Source organism: Candidatus Thiodiazotropha sp. AKIB8, assembly GCF_058244675.1.
This window is the reverse complement of record NZ_JBSYOO010000031.1, coordinates 38,950-53,383: the sequence shown is the minus strand read 5'-3', so window position 1 is coordinate 53,383 and position 14,434 is coordinate 38,950. Positions and strand designations below refer to the sequence as shown.

Sequence of the window (14,434 nt, the reverse complement as noted above, 5' to 3'; positions counted from 1 at the left end):
CGAAATTGGAAATGGTTTAAATGAGCAGCATAGAAAAAGCGATTGAGCGTCTCGCTAAATCGAAGACAGAGAGTAAAAAAGCAGCTTCGCCTGATGCAGAGTCCCAACAGTCTGTAGAAGAGGGGAAGGTTACTGCTGAGATGGCAGCGCCCGAAGCGGTTGTAACTTCTGAGATGGCTGCAACCGAAGTGGTGGCAACCAAGACAGTCTCTGAAACACAATTACCAGAAGAGAAAAAGAGACCTAAAGAGAGAGAAAAGTCAGATCCTGAGCAGGAATCGAAGCGGGTACGCCTCGACTATGAAGCCCTCTCAAAAATTGGTCACATAGTGCCTCATGCCGGCAACAAGCAGTTGTCAGAGGAGTATCGGATCATCAAACGACCGATAATCAGAAATGCTTTGGGTAAGGGAGCTGCCCCTTTAGCCCACAGCAATCTGGTCTCAATTTCAAGCTCTTTGCCTTCGGAAGGTAAAACCTTTACCGCCTTCAATCTTGCCCTGAGTATTGCAACAGAATTAGATTCCACCGTACTGTTGATTGATGGGGATGTACTGAAGTACTCAATGAGTCGGCTACTCGGCATCGAAAATGAAAAGGGTCTGATCGATCTGCTGAGTGATAAGCAGTGTCATGTGGGTGATGTCATCATTCAGACCCAAATACCGAGATTAAAGTTGATTGCAGCAGGTACTCGTTCGGAAAAATCGACAGAACTCCTTGCCAGTACTGAGATGGAGCGACTGCTGGATGAGTTGTCCAGTCGATATAAAGACAGGATTATTATCTTTGATTCCCCTCCGATTCTGGCAACCAGTGAAGCAGCTGTTATAAATCAACATATGGGTCAGATTCTGTTGGTTGTGGAAGCGGGACAAACGCCAGTGGAAGCGATCAAAGATTCACTGTCACGGCTCGATGAAGAGAAGGCCATAGGACTGGTGTTGAACAAAAGCCGAGAGGGTAAAGGCGAAAATTATTACGGCACATACTATTAATCAGGCAATTTGTGAAGCTTCAGGAATTACTCTTTCTTTCGAGGATCTTACAGTTTCCATTTTCAGTGTCTGATAACGCTTTCCATGAAAAGTTGATTTAAGGGTTTTTACCCTCTAAAGATTGCAGAAACAAACTCTCGATTCTTGTTCTTATCGATAAAGTTTTGCTGTTTTATCCAAGGCTGGCAGTTTTTTTTAACGAATCGTTTGATTATTTAAACTCTTAGTTTGTGAAAATAATCCCAAAAACAAGAAATTTATCTCTATCCATATAGTTGCTTTTTTACACCCATTTGGTTGTTGTACGGCACAGGTCTGAATTGATTATTGTTGCTTAACCTATTGTAATAAATAGATTAATTAATCTTAATGTTTCCAGGCTATGCTATCTTCTACACCCAGTGGTGTGTTAACTGGCAGCAATCATATGCTCTTGTGAATAGCCTGTTTTGGCTGGATAATGCTTCGCAATCTGAATCTGATGAATTCAATTGACATAAATTTGGCTGAGTAAAAAAAGATGAAAATAGGCCTGTTAAAAGAATCCGTGGTGGGTGAGAACCGGGTTGCGCTCTCCCCCGATGTGGCAAAAAAATTGATCGCTAAGGGCTTTCAAATAGATGTTACATCCGGTGCTGGTGAGAATGCCCACTTTTCCGATCAACAATATCAGCAATCTGGCGCCCAGATTGTTTCTGCATCCGAAGCACTTAAGGCAGATATCCTGATAAGAGTGCGCAAGCCCTCTGCTGCTGAAGTGGCTGAACTCCCAAAAGGTGCAATCCTGATATCTCACATCGAATCCTGTGAACAGGATGAGACTCTCAAGCAGGTCCTCGACAAAGATGTTGTGTTTCTTGCCATGGAACGGGTACCGCGCATCTCAAGGGCTCAGGCTATGGATGCGCTTTCATCCCAGAGTAATATTTCCGGTTATCGCGCGGTCATTGAGGCAGCGGCTCATTATGGTCGATTTCTACCATTGATGATGACCTCTGCAGGTTCTGCCAAACCAGCAAGGTTGGTTGTGCTTGGTGCTGGTGTTGCCGGATTACAGGCAATTGCCACAGGCAGACGCCTGGGAGCTGATGTTCTGGCCTACGATATTCGACCAGAAACAAAGGAGCAGATCGAGTCACTCGGGGCCAAGGCTATCGAGCTGGATGTTGGTGAGAGCGGATCGGGTGAGGGTGGCTACGCGAAAGAGCTATCTGACGAAGCCAAGGCAAAGCAGCAGCAGGCATTGGCCGACGAGCTGAGCAAAGCCCATGTCATTATCACTACTGCATTAATCCCATGTCGACCAGCACCGACATTGATTACCGAGGAGGTGATCAAGAATATGCGTGAGGGTTCAGTAGTCGTAGATTTAGCAGCGGCAAACGGGGGTAACTGTCCACTGACCGAGGCTGATAAAGTCGTCGTAAAACATGGCGTAACCCTGGTAGGTCATACCAACTATCCCTCGATGGTGCCCTCGGATTCCAGTGCCTTCTATGGAGGCAATATTATGAACCTTTTGGATATCATGGTGGAAAAAACCGATGATGGTCTGGTCTTGAAAAACCTTGAAGAGGACGAGATCACATCGGCAATGCGTCTTAAACCTGAATGATGACGTGTCACAGGTTGTTCAAAACGCACACTTCAAATAAATAAACGATAAAGAGTGATCCTATGCCTGACACACTAGTTGCACTGTATGTTTTCGTTCTATCCTGCTTCATTGGGTATTATGTGATTTGGGGGGTAACGCCTTCACTCCATACGCCATTGGTGGCACTGACCAATGCGATTTCTGGAATTATCATCGTTGGTGCATTACTCGTCACCGGTCTCGAGTCGGTTGGCACTGCGGCTGAAATCTTCGGCTTTATCGCAGTGTTGTTGGCCTCGATAAATGTCTTCGGCGGATTCTTAGTAACAAATCGCATGCTTGCCATGTTCAAGAAAAAAGATAAGTGAGAACCTGAACAATGGAGATTTCAGCAAATACCCAATCGATCGCGTACCTCATCTCAGCGATACTCTTTATCCTGGCTTTGAAAGGCCTCACACATCCTGCCTCGGCGAGACGCGGCAACTATCTCGGTATGGCAGGTATGGCCATTGCCATAGTTGCCACGCTGCTTGGCAGTGAGGTTCAGTCATACGGTTTTATTGTTGCAGGTGTGGTTGCAGGAGCGTTGATAGGTACCGTACTCGCTTCGCGGGTTGAGATGACCGCAATGCCTCAACTCGTTGCTGCACTACACAGTTTTGTCGGTATGGCTGCAGTATTGGTAGCCATCGGCACCTACCTTAACCATGACCTGGCAGGTACCCTCAATCCGGTGATGATGGGTGAGTTATCTGCTGGCATTATCATTGGTGCCATTACCTTCTCAGGGTCAGTAGTGGCTTTTGCAAAGTTACAAGGGTTAGTGAGTGGTGCTCCAGTCAAGTTCAAGGGACAGCATATGCTGAACGCAGCACTTGCTGTTGCCACTGTCTTACTCGGCGTCCATTTTGGCATGACCGAAAGTATGACCTCCCTTGTGTTGATGACCCTGTTGGCATTTGTGCTCGGATTTACTTTGATTATCCCGATAGGTGGCGCGGATATGCCGGTTATAATCTCCATGCTGAACAGCTACTCAGGATGGGCGGCGGCTGCGACCGGTTTCACCCTGGGTAATCTGCTGCTGATCATAGTCGGTGCTTTGGTGGGCTTCTCTGGTGCTATTCTCTCTTTCATCATGTGCAGGGCCATGAACCGTTCAATCATCAATGTAGTGTTTGGTGGCTTCGGCAGCGATGGCGGGGGTGAGACCAGTGCCGTTGGGCAAGCGGCGCAAAAAGGGGTCAAGTCTGCTTCTGTGGATGATGCCATCTATTGGATGGAGGATGCTGGTAAAGTGATTATTGTCCCCGGTTACGGTATGGCTGTAGCCCAAGCGCAACATGCCTTGAAAGAGATGATGGAGTTGCTTGAAAAGCGTGATGTAGATGTTAAATTCGCAATTCACCCAGTGGCCGGCCGTATGCCTGGACACATGAATGTACTCTTGGCTGAGGCTGATATCCCTTATGACCATGTTTTGGAGATGGATGAGGTTAATCCCGAATTTCCCACTTCGGATGTGACCCTGGTGGTTGGTGCCAACGATGTGGTAAATCCGGCAGCCAAGTCCGACTCATCCAGTCCGATTTACGGTATGCCGATTCTGGATGCATCCAAGTCTCGTCAGGTCTACTTCCTCAAACGCTCAATGAGTCCCGGTTATTCAGGTGTGGATAATCTACTCTTCTATCAGGATAATACCTCGCTGATTTTTGGTGACGCCAAGGATACAATAGAGGGTATGGTTTCGGCACTCAAAGGTGGTGGCCACTGAGTTATTATTGGGCCAAGGGCGCGAAACAACGGGCTTCGGCCCGTTTTTTTCGTTTTGGAAGGTCAATCTTCGGAAACAGGATGATGGATCCAGGTTAAGCGTGCAGCGAGAAACATCAGATAAAGAGTCGATCCTGAAGCTGGATTCTCTCCCCGATTTCAAGGAGCTGGAGCACTGTATGATGGCAGATCGTCATCGATTCAGGCGACGCCTGCGGGGTTTGAAAAAGCGCGCTGAAAAGGATGCCAACTACTCTAAGGCGATGCTCGATCTCACACAGCAGATCAAGGCCTCCCAGCAGAGACTTGAAAAGCGTCAGGCACTTATCCCACGACCCTCGTTTCCTTCTGAGCTGCCGGTCAGTCAGCGCTTGGATGAGATCAAGAGATTGATTTCAGAAAATCAGGTGGTAATTCTTTGTGGTGAGACTGGATCAGGCAAATCGACGCAGCTACCAAAAATCTGCCTGAGTCTTGGAAGAGGCGTGTCCGGATTTATCGGTCATACCCAACCACGACGTATGGCAGCACGTGCTCTGGCAGCCAGGGTCGCCGCAGAACTGGACTCTAAAACGGGAGAGCATGCAGGATATAAAATCCGCTTCAGCGACCATGTAGGCCCACTGACGCATATCAAGTTGATGACTGACGGCATCCTGCTGGCAGAAATACAGCAAGATCCCTATCTTAACCAATATGATACTCTGATCATTGATGAAGCCCATGAGCGAAGCCTGAATATCGATTTTATGCTGGGCTATCTGAAGCAGCTACTGCCTAAGAGACCTGACCTGAAACTGATCGTTACCTCAGCAACGATTGATCCTCAGCGTTTTGCCGATCACTTCGATCAGGCACCTATCATCGAGGTGTCGGGGCGCACCTATCCAGTAGAGGTGCGTTATCGTACACAAGAGGATGAGCCGGAAAATGAACGCGATGATCCGATGCAGCAGGCGATTGTCGATGCCGTGGATGAGCTCTCCCTTGTCTCCCATGGAGACATACTGGTTTTCCTGAGTGGTGAGCGGGAGATACGCGAGACTGCAGAAAACCTGCGCAAACATAAATTGAAAGCAACTGAACTGGTGCCACTTTATGCAAGATTGAGCGCTCAGGAGCAGGGGAGGGTTTTTAAGCCTCATTCCAGTCGCAGGATCGTCCTGGCCACCAATGTGGCAGAGACATCACTGACAGTTCCCGGTATCCGTTATGTGATTGATACCGGCTTTGCCCGTATCAGCCGCTACAGCCATCGCAGCAAGGTGCAGCGACTACCCATAGAGCGAGTCTCTCAGGCCTCAGCTGATCAACGGAAAGGACGCTGTGGACGTGTCGCTGCCGGTATCTGCATCCGACTCTATACCGAGGAGGATTTCACTCAACGCCCACTGTTTACAGAAGCAGAAATCCAGCGAACCAATCTAGCCTCAGTCATCCTGCAGATGAAACTGCTTGGACTGGGGGATATCAGTGATTTTCCCTTTATCGATCCTCCAGACGACCGCTTGATCAAAGATGGCTATCGGGTATTGGAGGAGATCGGTGCTGTAGATGGTGATCGCCGGGTTACCCGATTGGGACGACATCTTTCACGTCTGCCGGTTGATCCACGCATTGGCAGGATGTTGCTTGAAGCGGCTCATCATCACTGCCTGTCAGAAGTATTGGTGATTGCAGCGGCATTGAGCGTTCAGGATCCCAGGGAGCGTCCGCTTGAGAAGCAGCAGCAGGCAGATGAAGCTCATGCAAAGCATCGCCATGAGCAGTCTGATTTTATGGGCTATCTGTCCCTCTGGAAAGAGGTTGAAGAGCAACGCAAACACCTCTCCAAAAGGAAGTTTCATAGCTGGTGCAAACAGCACTTTCTCTCCTGGAATCGTCTACAGGAGTGGCATGATATCCATGCCCAGTTACGTGGCCAGATGCATGAGATGGGTTATCGAGAGGCGACTGCAGAGGCGGGCTATGAAGAGATTCATATGGCGTTGCTCAGTGGTCTGCTGAGCCATATTGGATTTAAAAGTAAGTCTCATGACTACATGGGGGCTCGAAACAGCCGTTTTTTTATCTACCCAGGCTCAGGTCTCTTCAAGAAGCAGCCAAAATGGATTATCGCGGCAGAGTTAGTGGAAACAACAAAACTCTATGCCAGAACCATTGCGCAGGTTCAGCCTGAATGGATAGAAAAATCTGCAGGTCATCTGCTGAAACGAAGCTATTCAGAGCCCCATTGGGAGAAGAAGCGGGGACAAGTTGCCGGTTATGAGAAGGTAACCCTTTTCGGCATTACACTGACCCCCAGACGAAAGATAAATTTCAGTCCCATTGACCCGGTCGTCGCCAGGGAAGTCTTTATCCGTTCTGCTCTGGTAGATGGGGATTTCCATACCCGAGCCCCTTTCTGGAGACACAATCAGGAGTTGATTGCTGAAATACATGAACTCGAGGCGAAATCGAGGCGACGGGATATTTTGGTGGATGAGGAGCGTATCTACAGCTTTTATGAGGAACGGATCGCTGAGGGTATATCCACCACGCCTGCCTTCGAGAAATGGTTGCGTAAACAGTCAAAGGACAAACCGAAGTTGCTCTATCTTAGAGAAGCAGATCTGATGCGTGATGAGTCGCAACGGGTTTCGAGTGATCTGTTCCCTGAGAAGCTCGATTTAAATGGTATGCGGCTACCATTGGAGTATCAATTTGAACCAGGTACCAATGCCGATGGTGTGACCCTGGTCGTACCTCAGGATGTGCTCAACCAGGTCAGCGATGCCCGCCTGCAATGGCTTGTCCCCGGCATGTTGCGAGAGCGTGTCATTATGCTGATCAGAGGGCTGCCTAAGTCAATACGCCGCTCTTTTGTACCGGTACCCGACTTTGCTGATGCTTGCCTGTCAGGCGTTAAGCCCAGCGATCGTCCACTAGTACAGGTTTTGGGGGAGAGGCTGAAGCAGCTAAGTGGTGTACATATTCCAGAGGATGCCTGGAATCAGAACGATCTACCGCTGCATCTGCAAATGCGCCTGAAGGTTGTCGATCAATCAGGTAAACAGTTGGAGTCAAGCCGCAATCTATCCAGCTTGAAGAGACAACATGCGACCCAGAAAAGGGCTGAGCACCGCCAGCTCAGTTCACCGGAACTGGAACGCAATGGATTGAAATCCTGGGATTTTGAACCACTACCCAAGCAGTTGGCGGTGGAGCAGGGGGGGATTCGACTGCAAGGCTATCCATCTCTGATAGACGAAGGTGATAGTGTCGCCATTCAACTACTCGATTCTGAGTTCAATGCACAGGCGGCACATAAAGCCGGTGTGAGACGTCTGCTGATGCTCAAGCTGCCTAAGGAGACGCGCTATCTACGTAAGAATCTGTTGAATTTGGATCGCATACGACTGATGTACGCCAAGGTTCCCGCTGCGCCTGAAGGTATCGGTAACTTACAGGCTAAAAATATTGAGAATGAACTGGTCAATAAGGTCTTCGACAAGACCTTTCTGGATGGTCAGTCCGAAATTAGGGACGCGGCCAGTTTTGAATCCCGCTGCACCTCATGCAAAGGGGCATTGATGACCATCTCCAATGAGATGTGCAAGCAACTGCTGAATATATTGGAAGCCTATAATCAGGCACATAAAGCGGTGAATTCCATCAGCCAGATAAATTGGATGAAGTCGGTCCTGGATATGCAGAGCCATCTGGATCGACTGCTCTATAAGGGGTTCTTGCAATCAGTCCCTGAAACGCAGCTTCAGGAGTATCCCCGATACCTGAATGGGGTGCTAAAACGAGCTGAAAAGTTGGCTCATTCTGCTGTCAGGGATCAACAGAGGATGCAGGAGATGGCTGGTCTACAGCTGAAGTGGCAGCAGTGGGATGAATTGTGCAGAAAAGAGGGGCGAGCCGATGAAAGAATCGAAGAGATACGTTGGGGGTTGGAGGAGCTGAGAATTTCACTTTTTGCTCAGGAATTGGGTACAAAATACCCCATTTCGATAAAGCGTCTGGAGAGACGGGCACGGGAGCTGGGTCTTTGAATAGTCAGTAAGCGTCATAAAATCTTCATATTCATCAAGTATAATTAATCCCGTAGGAGCGAAACCTAGAAGTTCTCTAAACCGGTAAAGTGAGAACAGGGGATTTCAAGATGGGCTCGTTCCGCCTGACAGTATCGCCTCGATGAAAGAGGCATAAAGGTGGGTTCAGCACCCGCCTTTTTTTACTGTTACTAATAAAAACAATAGGTTGGGCTAACAATGCCCATTTTTATCAAATGCCTGGCCTTGCTTACCAAGGCGCGTGATCTCCAGCAAAATTATTCAATCAGATGGTGCCGTATCTTGGTGCTGTGCTGACCTCATGGTATTGTTTCCCCCAACTTACCCCTATGGAACCTCTGAACAAGTTGGGAGAGAAAGATGGCAGAATGTTATTGCGGGTCAGGCAATGAGTTTGAGACCTGCTGTGAACCAATTCTGAAAGGCAATACGCAAGCAGCTACCGCAGAAACACTGATGCGTGCACGCTACTGTGCATTTGTAATCAATAACCCTGAATTTCTGCATCACTCTCTTCATCCCGATCATCGTCATGATCATGATATAAATGCTACCCGCCGCTGGGCTGAAAATTCAGAGTGGTTGAAGTTAGAGGTGGTTGAGACAGATAAAGGCACTGCTGATGACGAAGAGGGGAGCGTCGAGTTTATAGCAACCTACAAGGAGCGGGGAACGATTCGACCCCACCACGAAATTAGCCATTTCACCAGAGTGGACGGTAAATGGTATTTTGTTGACGGCGAGTTGGTATCGCCAAAGACAGAGGTTCGAAAACAGCCTAAAGTCGGAAGAAACGAGCCATGTCCCTGTGGTAGTGGTAAAAAATTCAAAAAGTGCTGTGGTGCTTGAATAGTGCTGATGTAAGAGGATCTGGAGAATCTTGAATTTCAAGTTTAAAGCCTGCAAGCCGACACCACTCTTAATAGTTGATCTAAGAGATGGGCTGTGTCTGAAATAAATTTCAAAACTGCAAGGGGAGCTGTGGGAATACTGTTCCTGGCGGGGCTGGTATTCCTCATGCCACTCTCGGTAGAGGCTGAGATTTACAAATACAAGGGGCCGAACGGCAGCACTCACTTCACTGACAAACCGATGAAAGGCAATTATCGGCTGGTATGGCGCAGTGGCAAGAAAAAAAGCCGGAACAGTCGTTACAGTCTGGCAAAATTGCGTGAAAACAAAGCTAAAGTCACACCCTTCATAGATGATATAGCGAAACGGCTGCATCTACACCCGGGCTTGCTGCATGCCGTTGTGCGAGTGGAATCTGCATATGATCCTAAGGCAGTCTCAAGAAAAGGTGCACAAGGGCTGATGCAATTGATGCCTGCCACGGCAAAAAGATATGGTGTGGCGAACTCTTATGACCCTGAGCAAAATTTGCGGGGTGGCGCAGAGTATCTAAAGGATCTGCTGAAAATGTTTGAGTTTGACATCAAGCTGGCGCTTGCTGCCTATAATGCGGGTGAAAACGCAGTCATCAAGTATGGGAAGAAAATCCCCCCTTATCCTGAAACACAAAACTATGTGAAAAAAGTGTTGAATGAGTTTGAACGAAATCGCCTGGCAATGTTGAACTGAACCGATGAGATTTAAGTTTCTGTCTCGCTCTGACTCTCCTTAACAATCACCACCAATCTCTATTTGTTATCAAAGGCTGGTTAATCCGTATACCAAGTGAGTATCAGCTTATCGATATGAAGAATATCGTCATTTGCGATCTCAAGGATTCTGAAGCCACTCCAATAGCTGTCCGGTTGCGATGCTTCTGTGCACCACACAACCTCAGCACTGAAATCTGTTGGCTTGTCTTTGGATTGTGGGTCAATCAAGCTCAGCTGAAACACAGATCCGGTTATCATCGGTTCCTGGCTGAGTAACATCAGTCCTTCAGCACTTATATTGACAAGTCTTCCCAGACTGCTACCTGAGACCTTGTCGTGTAATTCTAAAATCTGGTCAGCCACCTTTCGCGGAGTTTGACGTTTATCTTGCATGATGTCTCCTAAAATTATCGGGCTTCTTTGCCGTCATTCTCCTCATCCTCGATCAACTCACTGGCAATATCTTCGGTGGTTTTCAGTGAGCGCTGCAGCATGCGACGAATAGCATGCAGTGTCCTTTCGACGAATGGGTCTCCACTGTCTTCCAGGATGGTTGATTCTCCTTTTAAAATCTCTTGAGCCAGTGTTCTAAGTGGTTTGATGGCGGTTTGAACACCAGCACGATCGACAAACATACATGAGGCGGTAAGGGGGCTGAGCCAGGAAAGTTTAACCTTTTTAGTCTCACCGCTTTGAGCATCACGAATTTCAAACCAGGTCCCGAAGCGAATTTTGCGCAATTTTTCCATCATCGCTTCTTCATCTTCAGGTATGGACTCATCATCAGAAACCGAATCATTAGCACTATCCGGAGCCTTACTTGGCACTGCCTTCAACTGGGGCTTGGTCAGCGGCTCTTTGGCTTCATCAACAACCTCAGCCTCTTTTTGAGGGGGTCTTTCCGGTGTCGTAATAGTGGCTTGTTCTGAAGCGATAGTGGCTGTCTCGGCACTACTGAGCAGACCAAACAGTGTTTGGCTCTTTTCCTGGTGAAAACCGCCCAATGAGGCCAGGCCTTGCTCAATAGATCTACGTAAATCAGGCAGGGTTTGCTCCAGTTCCTGCCGTTCTTTTTCTGTTTTTGGCTCGAATGCCCAGGCGATTTCGTCAGCAATCTGCAGGGCCTCTTTCCAGTCTTCACTCATCTCACCGTCTGGGTGACGCAGTAAAACAAAAATGAGCTTGTCGACCCAGGTCTGTTCGAGAAACTCTTTTGCAGGCTTGGGAAGGTGCTCACTGAACGAACGAGCTTTCATCTCTTGAGAAGAGCGTTGGCGGGCAATATTCAGTTTTTCCCGGCCTTTGATGGAATCCTGAGCGCGTTTTTCAAGAATGTCCGATTTACGACGGAACTCATCCATGCGTTTCTTGAAATTTTCCAGCAGGGTGCCAAACAAGCTGACGTTGTCAGAAAACTCTTTCAATACACGGTCGACCACATTCTGCATATCGGGATAAATACCCCGTTTCAGATTGCGTTCGTCTATCCAATGGCTACCTGCTTCAACGAGGGAATCAAGAAGTTGTCTGGCTTCATGATCACTGTCGGTGAGTAACTTACGGTCGATAATCGCGACTTTGAGGTAGGGTGTGTGCAAATGACTGATCAGCGCCTTTGCCACAGCGGGCAATACGGGATCATTCAACATGTATTCGAACAACATGCCGACCAGATCGATGGTGTCTTCGTCTGCTGATTCCAGGCGGTCAGCACCAACTTCTGTGTAGAGCTTATGCCGCTCCTCAGCCAGTGTGTGTTTGACTCGGATGAGGAATTGCTCATCGATCTCTATATTTGCAATAGCACTACCGGGTGCATTGATATCCGGTACATATTCAAACCGTTTTTCTGGCTGAATATTGTCGAGTGCACTGACCAGGTTCTCTTGAGTCGCTGGAGGAGAGGCACCAGGCTGTCTGCCTGCTGCTTGAGCGGCAGCGGCTTTGGCCTTAGCCTTTTCAGGGGATACGCGCCTGCGATTGGCCATCATATCCAGTATCGAGCCGAACAGTTCCTCTCCCAGCTCCTCCTGGGTCTGCTCCGGCATGTTTTCGTCATGCTCTTCCCCATCTGCAGATCCTGGCTCATTGCTGTCAGGAGACTTCTGAATGGAGGGGCGCAGGTGGGGCAGAACGCCTGCTTCTTTGAGGCTGTTGTTGAAATCGTCGTAGATTGAGCCCAGCTGCTTCAGTACATACTTATCAAACAGGGCAAGTATGATGACTTTGATACGTGCTTCCAGGCCCAGGGCGTCAATAGCATCGTTAAAGGCATGTGCGAGGTGGTGAGGTCCAGAAGGAATCTGCTTGTGTTTGACACTGCGGCCGCCGCTGACCACGCTGAGTCTTTGACCCAGGGCATAAAGCTGAGCCCGGTGGTGGCCTATAGTACGGCTGATCATATTCTCCAGGGCCGTATTGACGTCCATCGACTCCTGGTCGACCAGTTCCAGTTCCGTATCCTCATCCAGGCTGGAGAAGCCGTCTATCTCGGGTTGGTCTTTCCAGAACTTATCAAAACCCTCATTTACCAATTCCCGAAATTCATGTTCCACTAATCCATGACGATTTCTGATCATCGCCATAGCTTCAAAAAAACGGTTCTGAACCTCGTTGGTTTCAGCCTTTTGGGCAAAGCTAGTGAGCGCTTTGTCAGTATTGTTGAACAGCTCTGTCATTAGTGCATTGATGAATACAATGACAGTATCCTTACAGCGATTCAACACCGGCTGAAACTGACTCTGATATCTATTTTTTCTGTCTTTTGTAGACACTATTGACGGGTCCTTCAATGGATCATGGGCTACATCGCCAGTTATTGGCAGTGCTTCTGACTTTTATCGGCTACCGAGGCCAGGCAAATGACCTATCCAATAAAGATTAGCATGAAGAACAGATCAGATGAACAATATCTTTTTGAATAAATGTGTTATCGGCCCGTGGTTGCCGTTTCATAGCTTCTCGTTAGGCTAAAATCGTTAAACATTTTAGGACACTACACTAGGGCCTATTCGATTAGTGTTAACAGGCCCTAGTCATCACCGATGATCTGTTCTTCATTGTTGTTGGATGGCGTGAGCAGAATTTCACCCTGTCCAATGGTTTTTGCAAAGACCATTCTGTATGTGGTTCCGTCATCGTCCTGGTGGGTTGCTCTCAGGCTTCTAACCTTCTCGCGAGCTGATCGATATTTTTCTATTTCATCCAGATATTCAAGGGTTTGGTCTGGGCTGATTTTAAAAATGAAATAGGGCATTGTGCTGCTTACTCCTGCGATTTCACATACTGTTTTGGTCAAGCTTTGCCCTATTATGTCGATAACTATTGAAAGAGGATAGGTTTATAAACCACTGTGGTTGAGTCGAATATCCAATAATGTAATTAAAATCAATGCATTAAGTGTTTTTTTGTTTGGTTGGTGAATTACCCTCGCGAGGCGCATGTCATGACACCGCAACAACTTGTTATAGAGCTTGATCAACTGGTCTCACTGCCAGATGTTTGTGTGAAAGTGAATCGTTTGATTGACGCGCCTAACTATTCTGCATTGACGCTTGGGGATATTATTTCCCAGGATTCTGACCTCTCTGCCCGCCTGCTAAGAGTAGTAAACAGTGCTTTTTTTAGTTTGCAGGTACCTGTGGATACTATTTCAAGAGCAATCACCATTATCGGTACAGAAGAGCTACGCAATCTGGTTATGGCCACCACAGCAGCTAAAGTCTTTACCGGTATCCCTGGCGATTTGGTCGATATGGCTGAATATTGGCGATACTCCATTACCACGGGGGTGATTGCTGGAGAGCTTGCCAGTCATTGTCATGTGCTCCACAGCGAACGGTTGTTTGTTATGGGGGTGCTACACGATATAGGTCGTTTGGCTATTTTTCTCAAGTTACCCCAGGAGGCCAGGGATATCCTTCTGATAACTGGCGGTGAATATGGCTTACTGGCTGAGACCGAACATGATGTGTTGGGGTTTACACACATGGATGTTGGAGAAGCGCTGTTAAGAAAGTGGAAGTTGCCAGAGAGTATTGTCGATGTTGTGGCACGTCACCACCGGCCATCCACAGCTGAGCAGCATCAGCTTGAAACAGCTCTGCTGCATATTGCTGCTGCAGTAGCTGATGCTGAAATCAATGGTTATAGCTTGGAAGAGGTTTTCGAACAGATCGATGAAGGTGCCTTGCAAACTACTGGATTACAAAAGCAGGATATGGATCGATACCTGGAAGCAGTTCCAGATAAGGTATTAGAGATCATGGATGTTGTGTTGGCACCCAAAGTAAGAAGTCGTACAAGCCAGAATCAGCACACTCAAAATTAGTCTGAAGCACCACACGATCGTAGCGCCTATTCCAGGTCAAACAGATCCAATGATCTGGAGAGCTA

General features: G+C 47.9%; 11 protein-coding genes. 8 read left to right on the top strand and 3 right to left on the bottom strand.

Annotated elements, in window-relative coordinates; genetic code table 11:
- Positions 1-20 precede the first annotated feature (20 nt).
- The 7 genes from AC4IFB_RS09085 (at position 21) to AC4IFB_RS09055 (ending at position 10,016) form a co-directional block, all read left to right on the top strand.
- Positions 21-998 (top strand): XrtA-associated tyrosine autokinase, encoded by a 978-nt coding sequence (locus AC4IFB_RS09085; RefSeq protein ID WP_490779995.1) that lies wholly within the window; start codon positions 21-23, stop codon positions 996-998.
- A 520-nt stretch (positions 999-1,518) separates the two neighbouring features.
- Entirely contained in the window at positions 1,519-2,613 is a 1,095-nt protein-coding gene (locus tag AC4IFB_RS09080) for a Re/Si-specific NAD(P)(+) transhydrogenase subunit alpha (protein WP_490779994.1), read from the top strand.
- Positions 2,614-2,675: 62 nt separating this feature from the next.
- Positions 2,676-2,963: a proton-translocating transhydrogenase family protein gene (locus AC4IFB_RS09075; protein ID WP_490776051.1), complete on the top strand. Its 288-nt coding sequence runs from the start codon at positions 2,676-2,678 to the stop codon at positions 2,961-2,963.
- Positions 2,964-2,974: 11 nt separating this feature from the next.
- Positions 2,975-4,375, top strand: coding sequence for an NAD(P)(+) transhydrogenase (Re/Si-specific) subunit beta (locus AC4IFB_RS09070; RefSeq protein ID WP_490776052.1), 1,401 nt, complete (start codon positions 2,975-2,977; stop codon positions 4,373-4,375).
- Positions 4,376-4,475: 100 nt separating this feature from the next.
- The gene (hrpA, locus tag AC4IFB_RS09065) at positions 4,476-8,414 is read left to right on the top strand and encodes an ATP-dependent RNA helicase HrpA (protein WP_490779993.1); all 3,939 of its coding nucleotides are present in this window, start codon (positions 4,476-4,478) and stop codon (positions 8,412-8,414) included.
- A 381-nt stretch (positions 8,415-8,795) separates the two neighbouring features.
- Positions 8,796-9,284: a YchJ family protein gene (locus tag AC4IFB_RS09060; protein ID WP_490776054.1), complete on the top strand. Its 489-nt coding sequence runs from the start codon at positions 8,796-8,798 to the stop codon at positions 9,282-9,284.
- 96 nt (positions 9,285-9,380) lie between these two features.
- Positions 9,381-10,016: a transglycosylase SLT domain-containing protein gene (locus AC4IFB_RS09055; RefSeq protein WP_490776055.1), complete on the top strand. Its 636-nt coding sequence runs from the start codon at positions 9,381-9,383 to the stop codon at positions 10,014-10,016.
- Positions 10,017-10,096: 80 nt separating this feature from the next.
- Here the strand turns inward: AC4IFB_RS09055 and AC4IFB_RS09050 are convergent, their stop codons facing one another.
- From AC4IFB_RS09050 to AC4IFB_RS09040, 3 genes are all read right to left on the bottom strand, one after another.
- Positions 10,097-10,432 carry a PilZ domain-containing protein gene (locus AC4IFB_RS09050; protein ID WP_490776056.1) on the bottom strand — a complete coding sequence of 112 codons (336 nt, stop codon included), beginning with the start codon at positions 10,430-10,432 and terminating at the stop codon, positions 10,097-10,099.
- A 14-nt stretch (positions 10,433-10,446) separates the two neighbouring features.
- Positions 10,447-12,813, bottom strand: a complete 2,367-nt coding sequence (locus AC4IFB_RS09045; protein WP_490779992.1) for a DUF1631 domain-containing protein — start codon at positions 12,811-12,813, stop codon at positions 10,447-10,449.
- A 257-nt stretch (positions 12,814-13,070) separates the two neighbouring features.
- The gene (locus tag AC4IFB_RS09040; protein ID WP_490776058.1) at positions 13,071-13,295 is read right to left on the bottom strand and encodes a decarboxylase; all 225 of its coding nucleotides are present in this window, start codon (positions 13,293-13,295) and stop codon (positions 13,071-13,073) included.
- A 189-nt stretch (positions 13,296-13,484) separates the two neighbouring features.
- On the opposite strand from AC4IFB_RS09040, the gene AC4IFB_RS09035 reads away from it, so the two are divergent.
- A complete protein-coding gene (locus tag AC4IFB_RS09035) occupies positions 13,485-14,369 on the top strand; it encodes an HDOD domain-containing protein (RefSeq protein WP_490776059.1) in 885 nt (294 codons plus the stop codon).
- Positions 14,370-14,434 lie beyond the last annotated feature (65 nt).